The organism is Neobacillus oceani (assembly GCF_046237595.1).
Taxonomy (GTDB): domain Bacteria; phylum Bacillota; class Bacilli; order Bacillales; family Cytobacillaceae; genus Bacillus_D; species Bacillus_D oceani.
On sequence record NZ_CP143543.1, the window covers coordinates 3,479,265 to 3,503,664 of the forward strand.

Genomic DNA, 24,400 nt, shown 5'->3' on the forward strand with positions numbered 1-24,400 from the left:
TTTTGAAAAACAAAAATGTATGCGCTTTCACAGGGTGTTAAAAAAAATCTTTTGTAAAAAATTTAATAAAAGTTTACTACACTTTTAATCTACCTTTATTTAAATTGGATGTCAAATTCCAAAGATGGGAATTACAAGAAGGGTTATTGAGGAAAGGAGCGATTAAGGACTGAAAGTGCTTCCGCGATTGTGAAGCCCGAATTTGAAAAGGAATGAAACAAAAAGGCCCAAGGAAGGAATTTTCGAATACTTTTTTACTAAAGTTTTACCGGGATAGAAAAATGTAAAGAAAAGCCCCCTTGCCAGGACTAAATATATTCCACAAGAGGGCAAAAATCACAGCTTCTCTATCTTTCCCATGTAAAGGAAAAAACTTTTTGAAGGTGGTTGTTTTGGTTTTCGATATAGGTGTTACTATATTCGTTTTTGGTGTAATAGGCCTTGTTTTGTTTTTTGAGCAGGTTTAGAAGCTCGTTATACGTATTTTTGTCCGTGAGACGGAACGACAATATTGGGCCGAGCTGCTCATTTGCCTGCACTGGCAGATCCCTTAAGTAAGCGAGATGCCGGAGGATTCTAGTTTGAAATTCCGGCAATCCGCTCCACTTTTCGATGTCTTCCGGCCTTATGGCATAGTTCATATTTCCGGTTCGGCCGTTTTCGACCCTGCCCATGTCCAGGAAATCCCCAAGAGGAAGGCCCATTACAGAGAAGGGCAATTGCCCCCCCTTGTAAAGCTGCTGTTCGGACTGGATCATGGCCCAAACCCTGACTAGATTCCCTACGATTAAATGCTCAAAAAACGGGGAACGTTTTCCGGTTGTTCCAATATACACTTCGATATCGACCCCAGCCCAGTTGTTTGTCCTCGTGAACGTTAAAAAGTCCTCCTCTTCTCCGTAGAAACAAACGAACAATGGTATGAAAAGAATTTCACCTTTTAAGCCAAGTCCATCAGTTTGAAGTGATTCTCTGTTAATCTCAATTTCAATCATTTCCTGCGGCAAATTGAACGAAAACCGCTGGCTCCCGTCATAACGCAGCAATTGTTGGACCGTGTTGTCGGCAAGAGGGCTCCATAAATCGAACACGAAACTCCTATTCAGCATGTCTCTGTTGTCGGCTGGTAAAATAACATTTGCCGGGTCTTCGTAAAATTCGCGCGGGAGCGGCTTTAGAGCAAGTGCATCAAAATAAAGAAGCCTTCGGGACTCGGCATCATAAATCTTTTCCCGCTTTTCATACGACTCCTCTCCATTCTTCAACACCTTGTAATGGCCATCCACTCCCTTGATATGGCCAATTGATTCAAGATGGGTGAGCGTTTCCGAAAGAATCCGTGACCCTCCTGGAAGGCCAAGCCTAACAGACAGTTCATCCTGTGTCGCCACATTCCCCTCATGGAGAAAGCGGGTGATGAACCATTCGAGGCTCTCATAAGGCTCACTCATCCGTTCTTTCAAAATGACAGGGAGGTTATAGATGGGATAATCAAGCTGGATCAGCCTGCCGAGCGGCCTTTGATTTTCCCTGTTCCGCATCATGCCGAGCAGGGATTTTATACGAGCTGTCGCCACGGGGCTTCACCTTCTTTCAAAAGGAGCTTGGCATCTACATATTGTCCGTGCCTGCGGATATAGTTCCTGAGATTTTTAAATAAAACGGCTGACCGTTTGTCTTTCGCGTTCGCGAGTGTTTCCATGTCCCCTATCAAGACGAGCAGCGATTTGCAACGGGTCATCGTCACATTCAGGCGCCGGAGTTCCCTGAGAAAGCCGATTTCAAAATCAGGGCTGCTCCTCGTAAAACTGAAAAGGATGATTTCCTTTCCTCGTCCCTGGAAGCTGTCGACCGTATCAATTTCAACACCGGATACAATTTTCCTTGTATCCTCAGGGGAAAATCCCGCCTCCTTTAGCATGGAAGGCAAATGGCCCTCGATGATTATCTTCTGCTTTTTATAAGGTGTCACAATGCCGATTTCTTCCGGCTTTCGGCCATATTTCAAGATTTTTATCAATTCCTGCGCGGCCAGGTATGCCTCAAGCTGATTGAAATAAACGAGATGGTCCTCGTCCGGGATGCATTGCTGGAATCGCTCATCGCAGCGGGCCGTATCGATGAATACAAGCGGGGATGTGTACAGATTCCACCCAATCGTCCGTTGCTCCGGGCTAACCCCCGATTTGTATTCCCCGTTGTAAAATTCACCTGAAATGAACGACGCCACAATCGGATGCATCCTGAATTGTGTATCGAGCATAACCTTATGTGAATCGGGGGCATTGTAATAAAGCTCTTCAAACAGACTTTTTTCAATCCATTCGCTAGGCAGTTCCATTTCCCTGAATTCCTTCGCGAGATTTGAGTCGGAGACCGGCGGCAGCTGCATATGGTCGCCAATCAGTATGACCTTTTTCGCCCTCGCCATAGGCACGAGTACATCAAAAATCGTAATCTGGCCTGATTCATCAATAATGACCGTATCAAATTCGGTATCCCTGAATTCCGGGGACGTATCGATTCCGATGCATGTAGCCCCGAGGACCGGCACTGTCCTTAGGAGCAATGGATAAAGCGATTGCTGCCTCTCCTGCAGTTCATCTATCCAGTCGGCGGATATCGATGTTTGCTTTTGGAACGAGGACAAAGTGTTGGCGGCTTTTAGCTGAAGGCGGCGCCAGTTTTCTTCTTCCGCCAGCTCAAGGACTTTTTCCGGTTCAAGGTAACCTTCCAATTTCGCCCTTAGCATCAATAGATGTGTATTTTCCTGGCTTTCCTCCCCGGCAAGCCGACCAAGAAGCTCTTGATAAACATTATTTACCTGAAGGGCGGCTTTTAATTTCGTTTCGGCTTTTGATTCGATGCCTTCTAAGTTTAATTTTAAAAAAGGCAAGAGCTTATTCGTTTTCCTGAGTGCGGCTAATGGTCCGAATAAATGGAACAGCTTCCATTTCGCCTTTTTTTCCAGCTTCCCTAGGCTTTGCCGGAATCCGGCCGCTTGTCGGTGAATGACCTGAAAGCGGCTCACATCTTCTGACACTTCCCCAAGGAGTAGGTTAAACTTCTCCGCGCGAGTGCGTTCCGAATGAAGGTGTATCTGGTCCTCCGCGCAGCGTATGATCATGTTTTCCTGAAGCTTGACGGCAACGCGGTCGAGGAGGACCTCCTGTACCTTGGCTACCTTCACCTTTTCCTCGCGGCCAATCCTGACACAGTCGATGCCATCATCAATTAATTGTTCGAGGACATTGTCAACGGCGAGGTTGTTTTTCGAGCTGATGAGCACCCGCTCCCCTTTCCCAATCAGACGGCGGACCATCTCAACAATGATGGTCGTCTTTCCTGTTCCCGGGGGCCCCTGGACGAGGAGAAAATCATTTGTCGCGACTGCCTTTTCAACCGCCTCCTCTTGTTTCGGCAATAATGCGCCGCCTTTCGGTTGCCCAGTGCCTGTCGCATGGTAGCCTTCAAATTCTTTATGGACGAGATAGTTTAATAGTTTTTCATTTACACTCTGCCCATCTATGAGCTCCTGTACGGTCCTTTTCTGAACGCGGTACGTTGTATTGTTTGGCACAACCATCAAATAGCCCTGTTTCGGAATTTTCCCATAATCGACGCTGTGGGCAAAGGAGAGAATTGTTTCATGCTCATCCGAGCGGGTCACTTTTCCGACAATAAGCCCTTCATACGTTAATGGGAACGGGTCGGGGGAAATGGCCAGGTCATTGTAAGCATATTTTTCATCAATGGCTACCTTAAAGGAATAAGATACGCCTTTTACCTGGGAAGAAACGGCTTCCGTGAACCGGCTATAATAGAAATACTTCTTTTTCGTTTCCGCGAAATCGGTATCTTCCTGTTTATTAATCATCTGAATCAGCTGGGAGGCCCATTCCTGTTCAGCCTGTTTCCGCCGCCTTTGTTCGAAGCTGTCCTCGCGCAATTCCTGTTGTAGCTTGCCGAGTTTCAGCGATAGTTTATAAAGGTCGGCAAACACAAAAGCGGCAATCCGGTTCTTTTGCATGTTGAAATTTTCCCCGGAAAACACAAACGGTTGTTCATGCAAGATAAGCCGGAGCCCGTAACGGACCATTCGGGTGCGGTCGGCAGCATTCCGTTTTTTCACGCCATTGACCCTGAATGCGGCATTTCCATGGGCGGGGCTGTCGTACTTTTTGCATAACAGCTTGTAATCCTTTGTATGGAGTTGAACGTTCTCCTCGCCGCGGAATTCTGCCCACAGCCATTCGCTTTCTTTTATTTGCGCCAGAATCAGTGCCACATTCCCCGCTTCACTCGCGGAAACCTGGAAATTAAGCACCCCCGATGCCCGTATCGTCCTGCCTGACAATGCATCGCCAATGATGCCGCTCATATGTCAATCACCACTCTTTCAAGCCTTCGTCCGACCTCCATCATGGATTTCGGCCGTTTTTCCGGCAAAAATTGCATGCAATGGGCCATGAGTTCCTTCAGGCCAACCGGGATGGCTGGTGTTTCAGGAAAGTTAAGGGCGACTGCCCCTTTTTGTAAAATTTCCCCTTTTTCAAACGGGCGCTTCCGGTAAACCATTAAGTAAAGCAGGACGCCGAACGAAAAAATATCATAGGCTGGGGTCGGCCTGTGGTGAAGTGTTGCAGCTTCCGGAGGTGGAAAGACATCCGTTCCCGCCTTGATCAGGACGCCAACGCGCTGAAAGGAAAGGCCAAAGTCGATGATTTTGACGTTCCCGGCTTCATCCACAAAAATATTATTGTCCGACAAATCCCGATGGGTAATCCCGAGCCGGTGGATAGCACTGTACGCCTTGGCGATGTTCGCGGCAATTTTGATTCGTTGTCCTAGGGAGGCCTGATCCGAAAAGATGAGCTCGCTTACAGGAGAGCCGCCTGCTTTTTCCATTGCGAAAACGACTTCGAAATCGTCTATGAAAAATTCCCTGATTTTTGCCGTGCAATCGAGCTGGAGGAGATTCCGCATAATCCGGATTTCTTCCTGGAACATATTTTCAATGGCAATCTTTTTCTTGCTGTTTTTCATATCGGCTGGGTCGATCAGGAAAATCTGTTTGATGACGACTTCATCTCCTGTTTGGCGGTGAACTCCGAATGACAGGGACGACTCGTAAAACTCGGTTTCTTTTTCGGTGCCGGGAATCGGATCAAAAATGTCATAGCTGTCATAGAAGTTTGGATTGAACATTATAGCCCCCAAAGCTCCTCTAAATATTCCCATCCAAAATCCCGGTCTTTTTGGCTGATGCTGATGAGGCTTTCCACTCCAAAGGCAAATTCATCGGAGACACCTGGAACGATCTTGTCGAGCGTATCATGCTTCAAATCTATGTCGGATTTATACGGATACTTGCCTGCCAGGAATTCATAGGCGATGATGCCAAACGAATAATAGTCGGTATGGAAATCGATATCCGCCTTGCGCTCCTCAACATTCGTTTCCGGTGCTGCGTATGCATTTTTTTCATCAAAGGGAATTCCCGCACCGACGGTTGGCTCGCCCAAAATGCGTGAGTAATCGAAATTGATGATTTTCAGTTTTTGGTCATCCGTATAGAGGATGTTCCTTGGTGTTAAATCACGGTGGAAAACCCCTTGGCTGTGGATGGAACGGAGCGCTTTGAATAATTCCTTCAGCAGTGCCATTTTCTCATCGAGCGGCCGTGCTTTTTTTATCAGAGAAAAAAATGAGGTATGGCCGACCCACTGGGTTGTTGAGCAGATGTAATCGCCATACGTGAATGGACTTGCATGATAGTAAAGGACATAAGGGTTGTCCTTTAGCTTTGCCCGGACCTTCGTATCCCGTTTTGTAATCGTTAAAAACAGCTCCTGGTCTTCCTTCAGGAGCGCTGGATTGATTTCATGGACCTTAAGGAAATACTTTTGGTCAAATTCGTCAACGGCTTCATACACATGGTAATTGGATTGTTCAAACAGCAGCCGCTTCGTCACATAGCCGCCGACATCAATATTGATCGATTGCCCGGTAAACTTCACCTCGCGGATGCCAAACGACTCATACACGATCGTGATCTCATTCGGGGTCAATTCCACCTGGCCTTCCATCCACACTTTTGAAATTGTATCCATATGGTGGATCACTTCATTCGTCCCGCCCTGGTCTATTTCGTATGCCAGTTCGTTTCTTGGGCTTGTAAATAATATAACGGGACGGACCGACACCCGTTTTCCCAAGCGCCTTTGCGCCTTCCGATTGACATACGAATGGAGGGTTCGCGACTGCGATGCGGCCTGGATGATCGGATTATCGATCGTCTTCTGTTCACCTGTAATGGTCCTTGTCACAAGCTTTGTGCTCATATTGCTGATCGGGGTAACAATCGTTCCCCGATACGATTTCATTTCTATGTTAAAAATCCCTTTCGGACAAATCATGATGACATCCATTTCCTGGTCCTTTATGTATCCATCCTTTGGCACAAGGGCGCCGACAATGATAATATGGTTTTCCCGCGGCAGCTTTTTCTTTAACTCCTGGATGGCCCGTTTCTCATTCTCTTTTGGAACTCCGGCAAATACAACTTTGGATTCCACTCTCATCCCCCCAATCAACGAACTAGTATTTCTTTGATTCCACTCTCATTCTCACTAACTAGTATTTCCTATTTCGACAATAACTAGCAAATTTCCTTTATTTTCTTAAAAATCAGAAGGCTTTTTAATAAGGGGAATTGGCTTGAGGGGGGAATAAACCCAACCGTTCCCAATTATATTGTGGCGAAAAAAAAGCGATACTCTCATTAGAGCATCGCAATATTCAGCTAAAATATATCCACTTTAATTACAACTTTGTCGAATCTACTTTTGGATTAACATTAGTTTTCGGAAGGTTTTTGTACCTTAAATCAAACCAATTTATTAGGGGCTCCTTTAGATTTTTCGTTCATTACCCCTTTTGAAGTTTCCGGTTATTTTCGCCATTATTAATTGTTCTTGCGTTGTATTTTCAGCTGCGTTGATTTTCTTTAGAAATTTCTCTGCTTCTGTTCCTTTCAAGACTTTTACCTGACTGCCGTAATAATCCAAAAAGACTGTATTATCTTTTGTCACTCGGAAATTAAACGGTTCGTCATCTAAACGATTTCTTTTATCGATGTTATCCATTTTTCTTTATCATCCTTGTCCAATAGTAAGTTATTTTGATTTTCTAAAAAGAAGTGGTTTTTACTTAAAAACGTCTAAATAGAAAAAAGTGCAAAAAGCAAAATCGCCACCTGACCACTAGCGTTCGGGCTCTATTAGTGCCCGAAGGAGCGGCTAAACATTGGCGGTCGGGCGTTAAATCCTCTTTTAATGCCCGAAGGACCGGCTGACCACTGCTGTTCGGGCTCTAAGTCTACGTTTAGTCCGGAAGAATACCAGGAGGGTAATGCCTAACTTATTTAAGAACATGAGACGTTACTTTTTTCTGCTTTGCTGTCAAAGTAAAGCCTACACCCGCGAAACGCTAAAAACAACCCCGGGGCCCCTTTTAAAACGAGTAAAAAGTTTTTCCGGTATTGGACTATGTCTTTGAAAAGGTATTGCAGAAAAATGAATTTTTTTAAAAAGTGTTTGACTTTTTTGTTTTTAAGGGTTAGAGTAGGACACAGGAAATTTCGAAAAGCGAATATGTTACCTTCTTATCAAGAGAGGTTGAGGGACTGGCCCTATGACACCTCGGCAGCGGACTTTTTGTCTATGCCAATTCCAGCAAGCGATGCTTGATAGATGAGAAGAGGCGAACTTGATTAATTCTGTCCTCTTCTGTTTGAAGGGGGCTTTTTATTTTCCTAAATACATCACCCTATACGATCATTCTTATCGAGAGAGGTTGAGGGACTGGCCCTACGACGCCTCGGCAGCGGACTCCGTTTGGAGCTCTGTGCCAATTCCAGCAAGCGGGAGCTTGGGAGATAAGAAGAGACCTTGTTTGCCTATGCGCAAGTGTGCCCTCTTCTATTTCCATGGAAGAGGGCTTTTTCATTTTCGGAAAACGGGGTGCGTGGGAAGACTGGGTGGGAAGTCCGCTTGGTGCGTGGGCGCAAAGCATTTTTTCCCCAAAAATAAAGGACAAGGAGGCAGGCAGATGATTGAGTTTCAGCAGGTACGGAAGGTTTACGGCGAGGGCGGCGGGAATCAGGTTGCCGCGCTTGACGGAATTGATTTGAAGGTGAATACGGGGGAGATTTTCGGGGTGATTGGCTTCAGCGGTGCGGGTAAGAGTTCGCTGATCCGCTGTGTGAATTTGCTTGAGCGGCCGACTTCGGGGAAGGTGATTGTTGATGGGAACGACCTTACTTCGCTTTCGGCAAAAGAAGTGCGGGAGGTCAAACGGAATATCGGGATGGTCTTCCAGCATTTCAATCTCCTTAATTCGAAGACGGTGTTTGCGAATGTGGCGATGCCGCTTGTACTCGCGAATACGCCGAGTAATAAGATTAGGGAACGGGTTTATGAGCTGCTTGAGTTTGTTGGGCTTGCGGATAAGGCGGACAGTTATCCGGACCAGCTTTCCGGCGGGCAGAAGCAGCGGATTGGGATTGCGCGCGCTTTGGCGACGCAGCCGTCGATCCTGCTTTGCGACGAGGCGACTTCAGCACTTGATCCGCAGACGACGAGCTCGATCCTTCAGCTTTTGAAAAAAATAAACAAAGAGTATAACATCACGATCCTGATTATCACGCACGAGATGTCGGTCATCAGGGAAATTTGCGACCGTGTGGCGGTTATCGAGGCAGGAAAAATCATCGAACAGGGTTCCGTATTTGATGTGTTCTCGGCGCCAAAGACGGAGACAGCAAGGAATTTTGTGAGCTCGGTCATGAATGATCGCATTCCGGATTCAGTCAAGAAGCTGATTGAGCAAAACGCCGGGCTGCAAAAAGTGTACCGAATAAACTTTGTCGGCGAGTCGGCTGGCCAGCCGCTCCTGTCCCAGCTTTCGAAAAAGTTCGACCTTGATGTGAATGTGCTGTTTGGGAATATTACAGAGCTGCAGGGGACGCCGTTCGGCAACCTGATTGTCGAGTTCCAGGGAAGCGAGAAGGAAATCATCCGCGCCCTCAACTATATTCATCAGCAGAATGTCAACATAAAGGAAGTGAAAGCACATGCTAGTTAATTCGGACCAAATCATAGAGGCACTCATCGAAACGTTGCAGATGGTGGGATTTTCGCTTGTATTCTCGGCCTTACTTGGCATCCCGCTTGGAATCGCGCTCGTTGTAACAAGAAAAGGGCATTTGCTTGAGAATGGACCCGTCTTTAATGTTCTAAATGGCACGATCAACGTTTTGCGTTCGATTCCATTCATCATTTTGCTAGTTGCTATCATTCCAATTACAAGATTCATTGTCGGTACGTCAATCGGAACGGCTGCAGCGATTGTACCGCTCGTTTTCTACGCCGGTCCATATATTGCAAGGCTGGTAGAAAATTCGCTTCTTGAAGTCGACCCAGGCGTCATTGAAGCGGCGCAGGCAATGGGTGCTACGCCATGGCAAATCGTGTTCAGGTTTATTTTGCCGGAAGCATTAAGCTCCCTTATCCTTGCCTTCACGATTGCGACAATCGGTCTGATCGGAGCCTCGGCAATGGCGGGCGCGATTGGCGGCGGAGGCCTTGGCGACCTGGCCATTACATATGGCTACCAGCGGTTTGATACGAAAACAATGCTGATTACAGTAGGAATTTTGATTGTTATGGTCCAAGGCCTACAGTCAGCAGGAAATTTAGCAGCAAAGAAAATCAGAAGACGATAATCAGGAGGAATTCACCAATGAAAAAATTCGTATTAGCAATCCTTGTACTTGTACTAGCAGTGTTCACTGCGGCATGTTCAGATTCTTCATCCGCAAAGGGAGATAAAACGGTAAAAGTGAAACTTGGAGTAAGCGGCACGGATCACCGTGTATGGGATTTCGTGGCGGAAAAGGCGAAGAAGGAAGGCATCGAGGTTGAAATCGTCACGTTCTCGGATTATGTCCAGCCGAACCTGGCGCTTGCTGAAGGTGAGTTGGATGCGAACTCGTTCCAGACCGTTTCGTATTTCGATGCGTTCATCAAGGAACATAAGCTTGACCTTGTGCCAATCGCGACAACACAAATCGCTCCGATGGGGATTTATTCGAAAAAGTACAAAGATGTAAATGATATTCCAAAAGGCGGCAAAATTGCGCTTGCCAACGAAGCAACGAACATGGGACGGGGCCTTCTCCTTCTACAGGAAGCGGGATTGATCAAGCTTGAAGAAGGTTTTGACGGTATTGGCTCCCTTGATAAAATTGTTGAAAATCCAAAGAAACTTGAACTTGTTCCGATGGTTGCCGGGCAGACTCCTAGGGTTATGCCGGATGTGGCCGCTTCCATCATCAATAACGGGGTAGCCGTTGACGCAGGCCTGACACCAAGGGAAGATGCAATCTTCCTCGAAAGCGAAACAGCCACACCATATATCAACATCATCGCAGTCCGTGCAGAAGACAAAGACAACAAAACTTTGAAGCGTCTTGCAGAGCTTTACCAGCAGGACGACACGAAAGAATTCATAGAAAAAGAGTTTAAAGGCAACTCCATCCCAACCTTCGTCCCGCTTAGCAACATTGGGTGGTAAGTGACGGATTTCGCTAAAACGCGGACAGAGGGAAAGGCTCGCCCTTCCCCTCCCCCATATTTTAAAAAACAAAGGAGGAAGGCAAAATGGCAGCACCGGCACAATCCCTTACCGAATTGAAAAATGCAATTATTGAAAACATCGAGGAAAAGCGCGAACTATACATAGCGACTAGCCAGGCAATACATGCACGCCCGGAGATCGGCAACGAGGAGTTTTTCGCCTCCGCCCAGCATATCAAGCTTCTGGAGGACGAGGGCTTTGAAGTGGAAAAAGCGGTCGCTGGCCACGAAACCTCCTTTGTCGCCCGCAAAAAGTCGTTAAAGCCAGGGCCGTCGATTGCGTTCCTGGCCGAATACGACGCTTTGCCCGGGCTTGGCCACGCTTGCGGCCACAACATCATTGGAACTACAAGTGTCGCGGCGGCTATCGCCCTGAGCAAGGTGATCGAAGAAACGGGCGGGGAGGCGGTTGTGTTCGGTACTCCCGCCGAAGAAGGCGGCCCGAACGGTAGCGCGAAAGGCAGCTTTGTTAAGTACGGCCATGTCGAAGGCATCGATGCGGCGCTAATGATCCATCCATCAGGAGAAACGAGGCTCACCTCTTCTTCTCTGGCTGTCGACCCGCTGGATTTCGAGTTTTTTGGAAAACCCGCCCATGCCGCAGCGGCACCGCATGAAGGAATCAACGCGCTTGATGCTGTCATCCAGCTGTTCAATGGAATCAATGCCCTTCGCCAGCAGCTCACCGATGATGTCCGCATCCACGGCATTATCACCCACGGCGGCGAGGCGCCAAACATCATTCCCGAATACGCGAAAGCGCGCTTCTTTATCCGCGCCGCGACAAGGAGCGGCCTGAATGAAGTCACCCGCCGGGTAAAAGCTGTCGCGGAGGGCGCCGCGCTTGCAACTGGGGCAAGGCTGAATATCATCGCCTTCCAAAACGAAGTCGATAATCTTCTATTAAATAAGACATACGACGCAGTTTTCAAAGAAGTCATCGAGGAGCTTGGGGAAACAGTCGCTGAGGGCGACCGTCCTGGACTCGGATCAACCGACGCCGGCAATATCAGCCAAGTGGTACCGACAATCCATCCATATATTAAAATTGGTCCGGATGACCTCGTTGCCCACACTGTCCCATTCCGCGAGGCAGCCGCTTCGCCAAAAGGCGATGAAGCGTTGATCACGGGGGCCAAGGGGCTTGCCCTAACCGCATTGAGGCTTGTCACCGACGCGGAAGTGCTTGCTGCAATTAAGGAAGAGTTTGTTCAGAGGAAAGCGGCTGAAGCGAGATAGAATATTTAAAAAGCAGGGGAACTCTCCCCTGCTCTTTTTGGTGTTAATGGAGGAGGCCGGCTCTCTTCCGCCTCCTCCGAAAACTTGAATGAGCCGCAGAATTTGTCTGTCCCCACTTCGTCTTTTCTTATGGGCAAAATATAGTTATTTGATACTTGTCCGAACTCTTGGGATAATCAATGTAAGAACAAATATTTTGGGAGTTTGTCAAAGTGAGCAAAGCGTTTAGAACTTGTTAGAATATCGACGCAAAAAGAACAGGATTACCAAGGGGTTAAACGCTAAGTTGAACCTCCTTCCTCTTCTGGTGGGCGTTCATCAGTCTTTGTTCAACCAACGGATTAGGATATTTCTTTTGAACTATAAAAGATATGAAAAAGGTGAATGGTTTGAATTTAAGTTATCAAGAGTATGGGGATAAGAACGCTCCATTAATGGTGTTTTTACACGGAGGTGGAGTTAGTAGTTGGATGTGGGATAAACAAATTCAATACTTCAGCCACTTTCATTGCATCACAATAGATTTACCTGAACAAGGGGAAAGTAAAAATACCGAAAACTTTTCAATTCGATCAAGTGCTGAAAAAGTAAATGAATTGATCGAAAAAATAGCAGATGGCAAGAAGGTTATTGTTATTGGATTCTCTTTAGGTGCACAAGTAACCATTCAAATGTTAAGTATGAATCCGAATTTGATTCATTATGCAGTCATTAACAGTGCATTAGTTAGACCTAATTCATTTATTAGAAAAATGATAGGACCGTCTATAAAATTATTTTTTCCATTAGTTAAAAATAAATCCTTTTCAAAACTCCAAGCCAAGACACTTTATATTGATGATGAATACTTTGAAACCTATTACAAGGAAAGTTCTCAAATGAAATCTGATACTCTTGTTAGAATACTAGAGGAGAATATGTCATTTGAAATTCCTAGCGGTTTTAATAAAGCAGTTGGCAAGATATTAGTTACTGTTGGTGACAAGGAAAAAGCAGTAATGAAAAAATCAGCATTAGATATAGTTTCAAGTAATTCAAATTGTACCGGGATAATGATACCTAACGTTGGCCACGGGATATCATTCGTGAATCCTGATTTCTTTAACCAAATGGTAGAAAAGTGGATACAGGAAGGCTCGTTACCTGAAGAAGTGGTAGTGGTAAAAAAATAGAGGAAACCAGGTTTCGGTTTCTTCTATTTTTTTAAAAATATAAATGGTCTCGTTTCTTCACTTAATAGATTGCAGGATTGTTGTATTCAATCTCGCTTATACTAAACTCAAACCAATTAAATTCCCCATCTTCTTCGTACCAGATGACGGTCGATTTAAAGGGGATTCTCCAGCCATCAAACTCTTTAATTCCTTTGTATCGTCCCCCCCAATCGTTTAGTTGGTACTTGCCATTCATTTCCCTGTAGCGCTTCCCTTTAAAGCTCTCAATGTCCCCATTTTCATTGAAGGTAAATATTCCTGAAACGGATATTCCCTTGTAGCTAATCGTTGCTTTGGCGGATTGTTGATCCACTTCTTCCCATGTAATATTAGAACCCAATGCAGCGCTTGGAAACCACGGCATTTCAGCTAAATAGCGCATTAGGGTTCCCGAATCCAACTCTGCTGCATTCGCATTCACAACCGGAATGAGGGAAAAGAGTTTGATTTTCATACTTCCTTTACCAGACTTAAAAGTATCAATTCCAGACAGGTGAACGAGAGGAGCCATCCTGACCTCAGCTATCCAGACAAACCCGGGTTCATCCACGGTAAAGTACTGCTCCGCTTTGACCGGCATCCACGGCCCATCTTTTTTCGTCCTCATTTGGCCATCCTGCTTTAACCGGACGGTGTTAATTCGCTCCCTCCCTATTGCATTTGAATTTATCAGCCATTTCTGGACCGGAGATGGAAGGTCTTTTATGTCATTTTTATCAATGGGTGTGGAACTCTGTACATCACGATCCTTAAGTAAACTATTAGCGCTTGCTTCCGCCTGTTTGATAAAAAATACTTTAGCGATTCTAGGGAGCACGATTACGACTAAGAGGATAATTATAACAACAGCCAGCGAAATCAGTTTCCACTTTTGCATGTGATACCCCTCCTCCAAAGAACTATTCGGAATCATCATAACAAACGGAAAACTTTTCCTAAGCGACAAAAGTCATAGGAGTACCATTTTGGTAAAATGTTCAGTTGATGCAGGGGACGAACCATTGGAATTAAGTAGGATCCACTGCTTCGGCTGTGATATTTGGCATATGGCTTTTTCATGGGTTGTGCTACGGTTAGGGAAACAGTAGGGACAAGGAGTGTTGTGTAATGTGCTGTGGATGTTCGAGTATGGAAGATGGCAAAGCGGTTGTTGATCACGTAAAGGAAAAGCAGGGCAACCTCCTTTGATGGAGCATGAAATCCACTGTGAGTGCGGCGAGGTTTTCAAACTGAAAACAGTCGTCATGAATTGCCCGAAATGTGAAATGACCTATGCGGTTACCCCTTGCAGTTCAGGCGACATCAATAACGTCAAGTGCGCTGGCATCGCGTACGCATGATAAAAATCCCTCCTCGTCCGGAGGGATTTTTATTTTCATGGCTCTGTTCCATTTAGATGTTTATTTTAATGATAAATTCAAAGGGAACCTAATTTCTGATCCCCCCAAGTTACTGAATTATCCATTTTAACTTTTGCGAGTTTTTTGTCTTATTCCATTCTTTTAAACTTTCATATGAAGTGTCAGTTATATTGGCAACATTGGCAATTAAATTTCCATCATGCCACTCTATCATCGGAATCGGATATTCAAATGAACGTAATATTATTAAATCATCTGGAGGAAAAATTTCCCGAAACCTTTTCAAATCAACTATAACGACTTGATTTCTGAGGACATCTGAGCCTTCATTTTTACCAAAGAGAAAGGCTATATATTCATTATTTAGCTTTGAGTCTTGCATAAAACTTAATTCTGCCATCTCCAATGATTGTATTTTCCCTTCATTATGTTCTAATAAAAGGTGATTACAAAGTTTCGATCCACAACTGTAATTCAAGAGGATATAGTCCTTTTGATTGTATGTAAACAAATATTTACCTTGCATCCGATTTAATTCGTTCTCTTTATCCTCAAATTGCTCTAAGTACGAATTTAATACAGCAACCTTATCAACGGAAATGTTTAGAAGGTTTTCGTCTTGTAGTTCAATTTTTAGAAATAATTCTGTTTCCTGTTTTGATGTAAGACTATCATCTTTTGAGTTTTTTAGGTGGTTTGTGTCGTGATATTCTTCTTCTCCATCTCCAGGCATTGAGTTATTCACTATTGATTGGCAAGAAACTAATAATAACATTATTAAAAACATGATTGGCAAGTACTTCTTCATAACTTCCTCCGCCGTTTTTATAAGTTTTTGCCCCTTCCTTTTCTCCTAACATGCAAATAGGATCATATATCTTTAACAAAAATTTTTTATAAAAAAGAACTTCTAAGAATTGCCATCATTTAGGTTGCGAATAGCTGCTTTAATGTTTAAGTGATCGTGAATGATATGTATGCGTTCAGCCTTCCCACGGAATCACGGTTAATGTTGGCCATCTGCCTTTCCACTTTACCGCCTTTGCTTCATAAATTTCACTCGTAATTTGCACCTTATTCGCCCTGACAATCATCCTAAACAAATCGCCGAGTCCATAAGGTGCATAAACCGTGTAGGTACCTTTTTCATCTTTTCGAATGCCGATTGCGGTCGCCGTTGTCGGCCATGTGTCTATTGCCGCCTCTAGCGAAGTGTAGGGCTGGATTGCGTAACCGAACTTGTTTTCATACCACAAATGGACCCTTGCCTCGTTCTTGACGTCAATTTTAAAAGGAAAAGGGTGTAGCATGCTTTGTAGCCTTTTTTCGATTGCCTTTTCGCCTGCCTCGGTGAAATCGCCATCGTTAAAATAAACGATGTCCATATCGCCGATTCCGTGCTGTGGATGATAGCCGGAAATCTCGTTCCAGACTGCCTGGGTTACCGCTCCGGCGCCAATATAGTACTCTCCAAAAATACCATTGGCGGCCGAAAAAGCCTCCTGCAGCCATTTGTTACGTTCAACTATTTCGATTAGCTTTTGTTCCAATTCTTCTTCCGTGTGGGTTGCAAGCTTGTTGGCACCGCTCAATTGCATTCCACTCCTCTCCTCTGTCAACTTGAGTTTTACAGAAGATAGTGGATTTTTCAACGTTTACTGTTTATCGATTATCGGTTCCAGCAATTCATTAAGCTCTTTAGCCGATTTGGCCGTCAGGGTATAAATCGTGTGTGTATCTTTTAAATTCATGATTGACCCCGAATCTTCACGGAGCCACAAATCATAGGTTTCTTCGCCTGCAATCATTCGGAAATCTGCAAAAGTCACGTCCACAATGCCCGGGACCCGCTCAGCGCTCATGATAGCCTGCTTGACTGTTTGAATGGATGTTTTGTCTGTTAAAACAATTTTTTCGTCACCATTCAACGTCCGTACAGTAATTTCGCCGGAAACCCCATTCGCATTTGAGCAGGAAAGCAGCCCTAGTACCGCCAGAAAACAAATAACAGCTTTTAGCAGCTTTGCCATAGTTAACGCCTCCTAACAATTTGACGAAAGGGCCATAATTACGTTTCTCCCACTGACCTTAAAGCGAAACAAAAATCATAAAAAGCCGCCCACCATAACAAGTGAGCGGTTTGAAAGTTGACAGGTGCGGGTGGCTTGGACGACAGCTATTCCTTTTTCCTTTGCTCAAAAATAGTTTTGTAGATGTTTCGGACATTTTCAAGCGGGCTTTCATCAATGAAGTAGGCAATTGCCGCTTCGCAAAGAGCGTAAGTGCCGGCCGTTGCGACTGCCCCGGAGATGACGCTTCCGGCAACCGGGATGATTTTCAGGAGCTGACGGGCCACCTGCCGGAAAACGAGTCCAGCCGCGGCATTCACGCCAAGGGCGCTGACAAACTCAATGACGCCTTTCTTATCGATCCTCTTTCCGCCAATCAGCCCGATTGACGTCACCATCGCCATCTGTAGCCCTGTGATGATGGGGATATCAGGTCCCGGGATTGGGCTTGCCCCGATCGCGCCAGTTATTCCCGCGACGCTTTTCCCAATCCTCCTGGCCAGTTTTTTTTGGATCGATTTAATCTTCGACAATTTTGCGAGAATCATCTGCGCCTCATTGGGGAGCTGCTCAATCAGGTAATCGAGCAGTTCATCCACGTTCCAGCGAATGTCGTAGACAATCTCACCACCTTCGAATTCCATATAGGAGCTGACCGGAATCACCTTAACCGGCACCGAAACCCCTTCTTCAAGCTTTGTGGCCAATACTTCGACCGCTTCGGCAATGTTCTTCTGCTTTATTTCATTGTCAAAAGGAGGTTTATCCACCGACTTCGGGCTAAGCTCGTCCACCTGGGTAACGACGCCGATAACCGGAATGGAATACTGATGCTCCACCTCAATCATTTTTCGCAGTTCGGCAAGCTGTTTGATGTCCTCATCGATTCTTGAACTAACTTCCTTTGCTTTGCTTAAAAAAAGAATCGCGTCCGGGCATTTTTCCCGAATTGACGCTTGGACCTCTTCCATCGCGGTTGAGTATGAAAATTGTTCTTCTGGCCGGTCAGCCTCACCAAGTCCCCGTGTATCAAGGATTTCAAGGTTCCCTGCTTCCGATTCGTACGTATGCCATTTCCCAATCCCGGTTCTCGCTTTCACATCGCCGATTTCCGCCCGCATCTCACCGAAGATAGCGTTGATCAAGCTCGATTTTCCCGCACCCCTGCGCCCGACGATCGCAATCCTGGCCGGCCTCGCATCCAGTGTGAACAATTTCAACTGCTCAAGCTCCCCGCGGATTTTTTTCTTCAAAACCTCTGGAAGTTTAGATGCCACCAGGCCGTCGTATATCGACTTGATCAAATCATCTATTTGTTTAACCTGTTCATCCTTATCCTTCCCGTTGTCCATCAACAATCCCCTCCCGACTTTTACACTTATTATTAACGTTTTGATTTTAAAAATGTTTCAAAACGTTTTATTGCCGATAAACCCATAAACACCATACCCCATTACAAAATCCTCACACAACTTTAGTGGAGTGGCGTTTTGTTAGGACAACGGACATTAAGGACGGTACAGTGGTTCTAAAAGATTATCTGGTTTTATCAGAACCAAACTAAAAAGACTTCTGACTCGTGCGCATCGTTTTTCCGAAAATCTGTCAAAACCGGGGTGCATTGCGAACATTTTTTCTGCAACGAAAAAAAGTCCCGGTATAACCGCCAGGACCAAAAAGTATTGCACAGCCGCTCGTTACAAATCACCAAAACCGTCTGAATAAATCCGTAACCCCGTCCGGAACACATCCCCTATTCATAATCAGCCGGATTAATAAAGAAGGTATACGCCAAATACACGATGAATGCAACGGCGGTGGCGATATAACCCCAGCCAAGGATAACCTGGTCGATAACGAGGTAACTGTTGCACAGATTGTCAGGCGCCATGATATAAAGCCAGCCCATCCCAACAAACAACCCCGTAAAAAAACCAATAACCAAGTTCCTGCCGAACCCCGAAAGCTTTCCCCAGCTATCCCGGAGCGGAACCCCCGCTAATAATGGCAAACTAATAAACTTGAAAAGTTCGACCGCTGGGACCGTGAGCGCTTCATCCATCGCCCGCGGCAGCATCCAGTACCCAATCACCACCACAAATAATAGAATCCCCGGCACGCCATTCCCATTCCATTTTTCAAAAAAGCCCGGAAGCCTTTCCTGGAAAAAACGTCCCATAAAGAAGCCCGCCACCACGAGCATCGGCATCTGCATATGCATATGGACAATCATGATCGACTCCATGAAAATGGCGACCGGGGGAAGCACCAAAGCCACGAGCAACAACAAACCATAACTCGCCTGTTTCATCGCTTCTCCCCCTCCTCCAGAATCCGAAGAACCTTTCGCGTCGCGTCGCCCGTCTTCTTGTAGTCCATCACGTCAGCCAATTTGCCCTCTGGGTCGACTAGATAAAACGCCGAATTATGCGCGAAATTCCCTTCCCCATCAGGAATCACGATCACGCCAAACTCCTTTAACAGCGAATCGAGCTCCGCCTGGTCCGAAATCCTCGCCATCCGCCATGTCTCCCCATCGCTTCCGAACATGTCCTTGTACTTATCAAGCCGCTCAGGAGTATCCCGTTCAGGGTCGAAACTGATGCTCAAAAACACAATCTCCTTTCCCAAATAGCGCTCCGGCAGCTTCTTGTACACCTCACCCATGTTCATCTCCAGCTCAGGGCAAACCGTCCCGCAGCTTGTATAAAGGAACGTGATGAACACATACTTCCCTTTAAACTCCGAAACCGGATACGCCCGCCCCATGCTATCCTCTAGCGTCACCTGAGGAAACTTGGGCTTATCCGCCTTCAACCGCTCAACCCGCGCCGCCTCTGCAGTGAACGCCCGGAACCCGTCCGTCCCCACATAAAAAAGCACAACCCCGAACAGCAGCACCACGATACTCGCCCATGTATTTCTTCCAAGCTTCTTCATGAAAACCACTTCCATCCAGTGTAATCCCCTGGCAGAGACAGCCGATCGCCAAACCCTCTTTTTTTAAAAAAATCCTTTGGGCCCATGCACCACAGTACGCAAGCCACACACACGGCCCAGCGAAAAATCCCTGAGCCATGTGCATTAGCCGAAACCAAAACTGCTATTAGCAAACTGCGAAGCAAACCCAAACAGCTCTTCGCAATCTTCGAACCTGTGAAACCCCAAACTGCTTTTCACGCTATGCTAACCAAAGAAACTAATCTGGTCATCGCAAACTGCGAATCAGCGAAACCCCAAACTGCTTTTCACGTTATGCGAATCTGCAAAACCAATCGGCCTTCTGCCCCAAGCGGGCCGTCACACGATTTGCTCCCTTACCACGTCCTAAAGGGAGGAGATCCCGGAGGCGCGTCCACGATAAACTCCGTCAGCGGAATGACATAGGCCATGCCGACCACTACCAGCATTACAACAATCCAGACACCCCAGCGCTCTGTCCAATATGGCGTCTTTGAAGCATTCTCTTCCTCCTCGGCGATTGGGAATTCAGTGTCGCCTTTCGGAGCGAAGAACATCATATTAATTACGGCGTATACCTGGAGAACAACCCCGATAATGAGTAGCGTGCCGCCGATTGCAAGTAGTGCAAGATACGGATTCCAGCCAATTGCCGTCGCATGGTCGCCATACGTAGTGAAGGAAGTCCTCCTTGGCGAGCCCATCAATCCGAGATAGTGCATCGCGAACGCCATCGTTGTCATGCCGATTGTCCAAATCCATGTCTGGATCAAGCCAAGCTTATTCATCCCGCGGGTCAGCACCCTGCCGGAAAGGTACGGAACGAGCCAGTAGCTGATTCCGAAGAACGTCATCACAACCGTCATACCGAGCGTTAAATGAAAGTGTCCGACAACCCACATCGTATTGTGGACAACCTGGTTCAGCTGGTTCGTGCTTTGTACGATTCCGCCAGCCCCAGCCGGAATGAATGCAACCATCGCGATAAAAGGAGCAAGGAAGCGCACATCGCCCCAAGGCATTTTTTTATACCAGCCAAGAAGCCCTTTTCCACCGTTTCGGCGAGCCGTCCTTTCAAATACAGCGAACAGCGCATAGGCAGTCATCAATGACGGGAAACCAATCGCAAGGCTCATGAATACGTGCATGAATTTAACCGATTCAGAAATGCCAGGGTCGACGATCTGGTGGTGGAAGCCGCCAGTAATGTTCATTACCACAAGCGCAATGATAACTACCCGAGTAAGCGTATCGCTCCAGCGCCTGCCGCCCATTAATTTTGGAACAACCACGTACCAAGCAGATACGGCTGTCAAATACCAAATGTTCACGAGCGTATGTCCGAATGCCCAGAACAGCGTCCTTGCGAGCATGACATTGATTGTTTTTACCCAACCGAACGCCCAAGGAATGATCATGAACACTTCAATCGCAACCGGAATCGAGCTGAAGAACATAAGAATGAAAACTCCTGTCGCAAAGTAAGAGATAATCGGAACGTGCTGCCCTTTATGCTGCTTCCTCCAAGTCGCTACCTGTACAAAGCAGCCGAACGCGCACATCCAGACGCCGAGCACGATGAACACGAGACCGATGTAGAACCACGGAGACGCTGCCATCGGCGGATAGAACGTGAACATAACCGAAGCCTGGTTCAGCAAAATCGGAATGACCGCCATCACGAAACCGAAAATCTTCATCCCAAAGCCAATCCACGCCATCTTCCTAACTTTCGGAAGAAGCCCGCCCAATGTATGGGACATCGCCGCGTAAAAATAACCGATGGTGAAAAATGCCGTAAGGACTAGAATCAACAAGAGTCCGTGGGCCGTCAGCACTTGATAATAGTTGAACCATGTCGGCAATTCAAGAATTCCCGCCCGGTTCAGCCCCTGAAGTAATCCCAAAAATCCGCCGACAAGCAAGGCCATGAATGCGACAAAAATGTATGATTTCGATAAAACCGCGTCTTTTGGATTAAATCCTAGCGCCTTGTTCGTCTTTTCTTTAAACGTATGAGCCAATACTGTAGCCATTTTCGCTGCCCCCCTTTACTTCACCGTAATCGTCGTGGCCATCATCTGGTGGCCCGCGCCGCAATATTCGTTGCACAAAACAAGATAGTCGCCCGCTTTTTCAAAAACCTGCGTAATTCGTTGGATATGCCCCGGAACCACAATTGCATTGATATTCGTTTCCGCGACCTGAAACCCGTGAACAACATCCTTTGATGTCAAAATGAACGTCACCTTCGCCCCGGCCGGAACCTCGATTTTCGCAGGGTTAAAGCTGAACGCCTGCAACGTCATCACGACTTCATACTCGTTCTCGCCAACCTGCTTCACGCCCGGCTGATTGAATGGTGCGATTTCATCGACCCGCTGCGGATCAATGGTTTCCTTGGCGCTCGGCGGCCCCATCTCCAGTGCGAACGTCTGATATCCTGTCAAAATCATAAACCCCATAATCATCCCGAAACTCAATGCCAACCAAACCTTCTCCGAACGATGCATTTTTGTTCCCCCCCCCTAATACCTGGCCATAAACAAGCCGAATAGTACGAAATAAGTTAGCAAAATCACGCCGCCAACAACCCCAAGCGAAATGAACGTCCCCATCATCGAAGTCTCCTTGCCCTTGTCCGCCTTCTTCCCTTTTAGTGCAGCCACCGTAAACCAGCCCCTTTACTTTTTTTCTTACCTTCATCATAATTGCGAATGATTATCAGCAGAGTGAACTGCATCACACCCCCAACCCTCTTTTTGGAAAAACTGGCCGCCGCACCTGTCGAACAGTCATACTTTGATGCTTGGGAACCGGAAGGTATAGCGCTCAAACCCTTATCCTGACCGGTTTTTTGCGATTTACAGAGGGATACGAATCATCGCGAATGAGGAAGAAAATTGCCGAAAATGAATTCGTGACAAATTGGTGAACATCCCCAGACCAGTGGCTAATTGAGAATAGACTTTTTTATAAGTGCAGCGGAACAGAAAATTCGGGACAAAAAACGGAAAAAGGGATAGAGAAGGCAAATGGAGAATGGGGATGAAAAAATGTAGACGCAAAAAGGGAAACCGGCATCTTTAGGCGGTTTCCCAGATTTTTTTGAGGAGCATATTAGAGTACTTAATTTTACCCAAAAGCCGGTAATGTCACGGCGATCGGCAAAAGAAAAATAATTGTGATGTAGTTGACGGAATAAAGAAAAAGCACCCGTGCCCATTTCATATCATCTTTAGCGTAAAAGCCAAGGATCGCAACCGCCAAAAATCCGAGATTCGCAAGCATGGCAACAAGGACGAATATGCCGCCGAGCGATACTAAGTAAAGCGGCAACGGAAGCAGGCACAAGATGTAAACAAAGATTTGACGCTTAGTAGCTGGCAAACCGTACACGACCGGAAGCATTGCGACCCCAGCCGCCTTGTATTCGTCGTATTTCCGGATTGCGATTGCGAATGTATGCGGCATTTGCCATATAAAAAGGATCAGGAACAGGATTATTGGGACAAGCTGAAAGCCAGAGTCGATCGCGGTCCAACCAATCATCGGCGACACCGCGCCGGAAACGCTTCCGATGACCGTGTTCAGCGTATATCGCCGCTTTGACCACATCGTGTACAGGACGACATACGAGAACCAGCCGATGAAGCCATAAATCGCAGCTTCGTATGTTGTGAACAGCAGGAGGACCTGCCCGATAACCGACATGGCAATCCCCGTAATCAAGACCGATTTTAGCGAAAAATGCCCCGTCACTGTCGGGCGCTTCTTTGTCCGCTCCATAATTGTATCGATATCAACGTCGTACCAATTGTTAATGACAAGGGCCCCGCCCATTAGCAGCGTGCCACCAACCATCGCCAGCACAAACACATCCAAATGGTCCGCGAAAGAATAGCCATTGAAAAACAGCGCCAGCCAAAACCCCGTAAAAATCGGCAGGACATTCACCACCAGCACCGGGCCTTTAAACAACGACCGCACATCCCGCAAAAACTGAGACAAACCACCATTCCCAGCAACCATCACAGCAAAACTCCCAACACTAAGATTAACTACCCCTATTCTACCATTAAACAAATTTTTAGTGCCATTTAGGCGCCAGCAACGGTAACTGCAGGCGGTTGCTCGGTACTTAAAGATGGACGGTTTACGAGTGTCGCTCAACGGATTTGTGTGACTTCCTTTCCAGATTATCGCCGGACAATGTCACTCATCGGGATTTGAGCGACTTCCTTTTCGAATTTTACCCGGACAATGTCACTCAACGGGGTTTGAGTGACTTCCTTTCCGGATTTTCTCCGGACAATGTCACTCAATGGGATTTGAGTGACTTCCTTTTCGAATTTTGCCCAAACAAAGTCACTCAACGGGATTTGAGTGACTTCCTTTTCGAATTTTGCCTAAACAAAGTCACTCAACGGGATTTGAGTGACTTCCTTTTCGAATTTTACCCGAACAATGTCACTCAACGGGATTTGAGTGACTTCCTTTTCGAATTTTGCCCAAACAAAGTCACTCAACGGGATATGAGTGACTTTCTTTTCGAATTTTACCCGAACAATGTCACTCAACGGGATTTGAGTGACTTCCTTTTCGAATTTCGCCTAAACAAAGTCACTCAACAGGATTTGAGTGACTTCCTTTTCGAATTTTACCCGGACAATGTCACTCAACGGGATTTGAGTGACATCCTTTCTGGATTTTCGATCTTAGTTGTCACGAATCAGGCACTTGCGTGACAACCAAACTGGATTTTTGCCCTAGGTTGTCACGAATCAGGAACTTGCGTGACAACCAAACCGGATTTTAGCCCTTGGTTGTCACGAATCAGGCACTTGCGTGACAAC

The 24,400-nt window shown here is 46.3% G+C and carries 24 protein-coding genes and 2 riboswitches; of the genes, 7 read left to right on the plus strand and 17 right to left on the minus strand.

All coding sequences use genetic code 11. The annotated features are described in order from the left end of the window. Positions 1-347: 347 nt before the first annotated feature. From V1499_RS17700 to V1499_RS17720, 5 genes are all read right to left on the minus strand, one after another. On the minus strand, positions 348-1,577 hold the full coding sequence (locus V1499_RS17700) for a hypothetical protein (RefSeq protein WP_409271227.1): 1,230 nt from the start codon (positions 1,575-1,577) through the stop codon (positions 348-350). Next, the gene (locus tag V1499_RS17705; RefSeq protein ID WP_409271229.1) at positions 1,559-4,381 is read right to left on the minus strand and encodes a DEAD/DEAH box helicase; all 2,823 of its coding nucleotides are present in this window, start codon (positions 4,379-4,381) and stop codon (positions 1,559-1,561) included. Before V1499_RS17705 ends, V1499_RS17700 begins: the two co-directional genes overlap by 19 nt. After that, a complete protein-coding gene (locus tag V1499_RS17710) occupies positions 4,378-5,208 on the minus strand; it encodes a serine/threonine protein kinase (RefSeq protein WP_409271231.1) in 831 nt (276 codons plus the stop codon). Before V1499_RS17710 ends, V1499_RS17705 begins: the two co-directional genes overlap by 4 nt. Next, a complete protein-coding gene (locus V1499_RS17715; RefSeq protein ID WP_409271232.1) occupies positions 5,208-6,578 on the minus strand; it encodes an NERD domain-containing protein kinase family protein in 1,371 nt (456 codons plus the stop codon). The genes V1499_RS17710 and V1499_RS17715 overlap by 1 nt, the downstream gene beginning before the upstream one ends. Positions 6,579-6,914: 336 nt before the next feature. After that, a complete protein-coding gene (locus V1499_RS17720; protein ID WP_409271234.1) occupies positions 6,915-7,148 on the minus strand; it encodes a hypothetical protein in 234 nt (77 codons plus the stop codon). Between the two features lie 515 nt (positions 7,149-7,663). After that, a riboswitch (SAM riboswitch) is annotated at positions 7,664-7,761 on the plus strand. An 80-nt stretch (positions 7,762-7,841) separates the two neighbouring features. Next, positions 7,842-7,946: riboswitch (SAM riboswitch) on the plus strand. Between the two features lie 166 nt (positions 7,947-8,112). Here V1499_RS17720 and V1499_RS17725 point away from each other — a divergent pair. The 5 genes from V1499_RS17725 (at position 8,113) to V1499_RS17745 (ending at position 13,111) form a co-directional block, all read left to right on the plus strand. Further along, positions 8,113-9,147 carry a methionine ABC transporter ATP-binding protein gene (locus tag V1499_RS17725; RefSeq protein WP_409271236.1) on the plus strand — a complete coding sequence of 345 codons (1,035 nt, stop codon included), beginning with the start codon at positions 8,113-8,115 and terminating at the stop codon, positions 9,145-9,147. Next, on the plus strand, positions 9,137-9,787 hold the full coding sequence (locus V1499_RS17730) for a methionine ABC transporter permease (protein WP_409271238.1): 651 nt from the start codon (positions 9,137-9,139) through the stop codon (positions 9,785-9,787). The genes V1499_RS17725 and V1499_RS17730 overlap by 11 nt, the downstream gene beginning before the upstream one ends. Before the next feature lie 17 nt (positions 9,788-9,804). Next, positions 9,805-10,638, plus strand: coding sequence for a MetQ/NlpA family ABC transporter substrate-binding protein (locus V1499_RS17735; protein ID WP_409271239.1), 834 nt, complete (start codon positions 9,805-9,807; stop codon positions 10,636-10,638). An 86-nt stretch (positions 10,639-10,724) separates the two neighbouring features. After that, positions 10,725-11,939, plus strand: a complete 1,215-nt coding sequence (locus V1499_RS17740) for a M20 family metallopeptidase (protein ID WP_409271241.1) — start codon at positions 10,725-10,727, stop codon at positions 11,937-11,939. Positions 11,940-12,328: 389 nt separating this feature from the next. Beyond that, positions 12,329-13,111: an alpha/beta fold hydrolase gene (locus V1499_RS17745; RefSeq protein ID WP_409271242.1), complete on the plus strand. Its 783-nt coding sequence runs from the start codon at positions 12,329-12,331 to the stop codon at positions 13,109-13,111. A gap of 61 nt (positions 13,112-13,172) precedes the next feature. On the opposite strand, the gene V1499_RS17750 is transcribed toward V1499_RS17745, so the two are convergent. Further along, entirely contained in the window at positions 13,173-14,030 is an 858-nt protein-coding gene (locus V1499_RS17750) for a DUF6544 family protein (RefSeq protein ID WP_409271244.1), read from the minus strand. Between the two features lie 307 nt (positions 14,031-14,337). Here V1499_RS17750 and V1499_RS17755 point away from each other — a divergent pair, with 307 nt between their 5' ends. Beyond that, positions 14,338-14,493: a hypothetical protein gene (locus V1499_RS17755; protein WP_409271246.1), complete on the plus strand. Its 156-nt coding sequence runs from the start codon at positions 14,338-14,340 to the stop codon at positions 14,491-14,493. 109 nt (positions 14,494-14,602) lie between these two features. Here V1499_RS17755 and V1499_RS17760 read toward each other — a convergent pair whose 3' ends face one another. The 11 genes from V1499_RS17760 to V1499_RS17810 all read right to left on the minus strand — a co-directional run bounded on the left by V1499_RS17760 (position 14,603) and on the right by V1499_RS17810 (position 23,920). Further along, positions 14,603-15,322: a hypothetical protein gene (locus tag V1499_RS17760; protein WP_409271247.1), complete on the minus strand. Its 720-nt coding sequence runs from the start codon at positions 15,320-15,322 to the stop codon at positions 14,603-14,605. A gap of 175 nt (positions 15,323-15,497) precedes the next feature. Then, positions 15,498-16,112 (minus strand): nucleotidyltransferase family protein, encoded by a 615-nt coding sequence (locus V1499_RS17765; RefSeq protein WP_409271249.1) that lies wholly within the window; start codon positions 16,110-16,112, stop codon positions 15,498-15,500. Between the two features lie 57 nt (positions 16,113-16,169). Then, on the minus strand, positions 16,170-16,544 hold the full coding sequence (locus tag V1499_RS17770) for a hypothetical protein (RefSeq protein ID WP_409271251.1): 375 nt from the start codon (positions 16,542-16,544) through the stop codon (positions 16,170-16,172). A 146-nt stretch (positions 16,545-16,690) separates the two neighbouring features. After that, positions 16,691-17,935 carry a GTPase family protein gene (locus V1499_RS17775; protein WP_409271253.1) on the minus strand — a complete coding sequence of 415 codons (1,245 nt, stop codon included), beginning with the start codon at positions 17,933-17,935 and terminating at the stop codon, positions 16,691-16,693. A 401-nt stretch (positions 17,936-18,336) separates the two neighbouring features. Then, complete coding sequence (locus V1499_RS17780) at positions 18,337-18,894, minus strand: hypothetical protein (RefSeq protein ID WP_409271255.1); 558 nt, start codon at positions 18,892-18,894, stop codon at positions 18,337-18,339. Beyond that, positions 18,891-19,523: an SCO family protein gene (locus tag V1499_RS17785; RefSeq protein WP_409276331.1), complete on the minus strand. Its 633-nt coding sequence runs from the start codon at positions 19,521-19,523 to the stop codon at positions 18,891-18,893. Before V1499_RS17785 ends, V1499_RS17780 begins: the two co-directional genes overlap by 4 nt. 377 nt (positions 19,524-19,900) lie before the next feature. Beyond that, positions 19,901-21,580 (minus strand): cbb3-type cytochrome c oxidase subunit I, encoded by a 1,680-nt coding sequence (locus V1499_RS17790; RefSeq protein ID WP_409271257.1) that lies wholly within the window; start codon positions 21,578-21,580, stop codon positions 19,901-19,903. 15 nt (positions 21,581-21,595) lie between these two features. Further along, the gene (locus V1499_RS17795) at positions 21,596-22,057 is read right to left on the minus strand and encodes a cytochrome c oxidase subunit II (RefSeq protein WP_409271259.1); all 462 of its coding nucleotides are present in this window, start codon (positions 22,055-22,057) and stop codon (positions 21,596-21,598) included. A 15-nt stretch (positions 22,058-22,072) separates the two neighbouring features. Continuing rightward, positions 22,073-22,213 (minus strand): cytochrome c oxidase subunit 2A, encoded by a 141-nt coding sequence (locus tag V1499_RS17800; RefSeq protein WP_409271260.1) that lies wholly within the window; start codon positions 22,211-22,213, stop codon positions 22,073-22,075. A gap of 466 nt (positions 22,214-22,679) precedes the next feature. After that, a complete protein-coding gene (cyoE, locus tag V1499_RS17805; RefSeq protein WP_409271262.1) occupies positions 22,680-23,576 on the minus strand; it encodes a heme o synthase in 897 nt (298 codons plus the stop codon). A gap of 167 nt (positions 23,577-23,743) precedes the next feature. Beyond that, positions 23,744-23,920, minus strand: coding sequence for a hypothetical protein (locus V1499_RS17810; RefSeq protein ID WP_409271264.1), 177 nt, complete (start codon positions 23,918-23,920; stop codon positions 23,744-23,746). Between the two features lie 6 nt (positions 23,921-23,926). Between V1499_RS17810 and V1499_RS17815 the strand changes: the two genes are divergently transcribed. Beyond that, positions 23,927-24,292 carry a hypothetical protein gene (locus V1499_RS17815; protein ID WP_409271266.1) on the plus strand — a complete coding sequence of 122 codons (366 nt, stop codon included), beginning with the start codon at positions 23,927-23,929 and terminating at the stop codon, positions 24,290-24,292. The last annotated feature ends 108 nt before the right edge of the window (positions 24,293-24,400 follow it).

Bases quoted from the DNA above. Each gene is read 5' to 3' on its own strand.
- V1499_RS17705 (WP_409271229.1), bottom strand. From the start codon at position 4,381: ATGAGCGGCATCATTGGCGATGCATTGTCAGGCAGGACGATACGGGCA.
- V1499_RS17710 (WP_409271231.1), bottom strand. From the start codon at position 5,208: ATGTTCAATCCAAACTTCTATGACAGCTATGACATTTTTGATCCGATT.
- V1499_RS17720 (WP_409271234.1), bottom strand. From the start codon at position 7,148: ATGGATAACATCGATAAAAGAAATCGTTTAGATGACGAACCGTTTAAT.
- V1499_RS17725 (WP_409271236.1), top strand. From the start codon at position 8,113: ATGATTGAGTTTCAGCAGGTACGGAAGGTTTACGGCGAGGGCGGCGGG.
- V1499_RS17730 (WP_409271238.1), top strand. From the start codon at position 9,137: ATGCTAGTTAATTCGGACCAAATCATAGAGGCACTCATCGAAACGTTG.
- V1499_RS17735 (WP_409271239.1), top strand. From the start codon at position 9,805: ATGAAAAAATTCGTATTAGCAATCCTTGTACTTGTACTAGCAGTGTTC.
- V1499_RS17740 (WP_409271241.1), top strand. From the start codon at position 10,725: ATGGCAGCACCGGCACAATCCCTTACCGAATTGAAAAATGCAATTATT.
- V1499_RS17750 (WP_409271244.1), bottom strand. From the start codon at position 14,030: ATGCAAAAGTGGAAACTGATTTCGCTGGCTGTTGTTATAATTATCCTC.
- V1499_RS17760 (WP_409271247.1), bottom strand. From the start codon at position 15,322: ATGAAGAAGTACTTGCCAATCATGTTTTTAATAATGTTATTATTAGTT.
- V1499_RS17765 (WP_409271249.1), bottom strand. From the start codon at position 16,112: ATGCAATTGAGCGGTGCCAACAAGCTTGCAACCCACACGGAAGAAGAA.
- V1499_RS17770 (WP_409271251.1), bottom strand. From the start codon at position 16,544: ATGGCAAAGCTGCTAAAAGCTGTTATTTGTTTTCTGGCGGTACTAGGG.
- V1499_RS17775 (WP_409271253.1), bottom strand. From the start codon at position 17,935: ATGGACAACGGGAAGGATAAGGATGAACAGGTTAAACAAATAGATGAT.
- V1499_RS17780 (WP_409271255.1), bottom strand. From the start codon at position 18,894: ATGAAACAGGCGAGTTATGGTTTGTTGTTGCTCGTGGCTTTGGTGCTT.
- V1499_RS17785 (WP_409276331.1), bottom strand. From the start codon at position 19,523: ATGAAGAAGCTTGGAAGAAATACATGGGCGAGTATCGTGGTGCTGCTG.
- V1499_RS17790 (WP_409271257.1), bottom strand. From the start codon at position 21,580: ATGGCTACAGTATTGGCTCATACGTTTAAAGAAAAGACGAACAAGGCG.
- V1499_RS17795 (WP_409271259.1), bottom strand. From the start codon at position 22,057: ATGCATCGTTCGGAGAAGGTTTGGTTGGCATTGAGTTTCGGGATGATT.
- cyoE (WP_409271262.1), bottom strand. From the start codon at position 23,576: ATGGTTGCTGGGAATGGTGGTTTGTCTCAGTTTTTGCGGGATGTGCGG.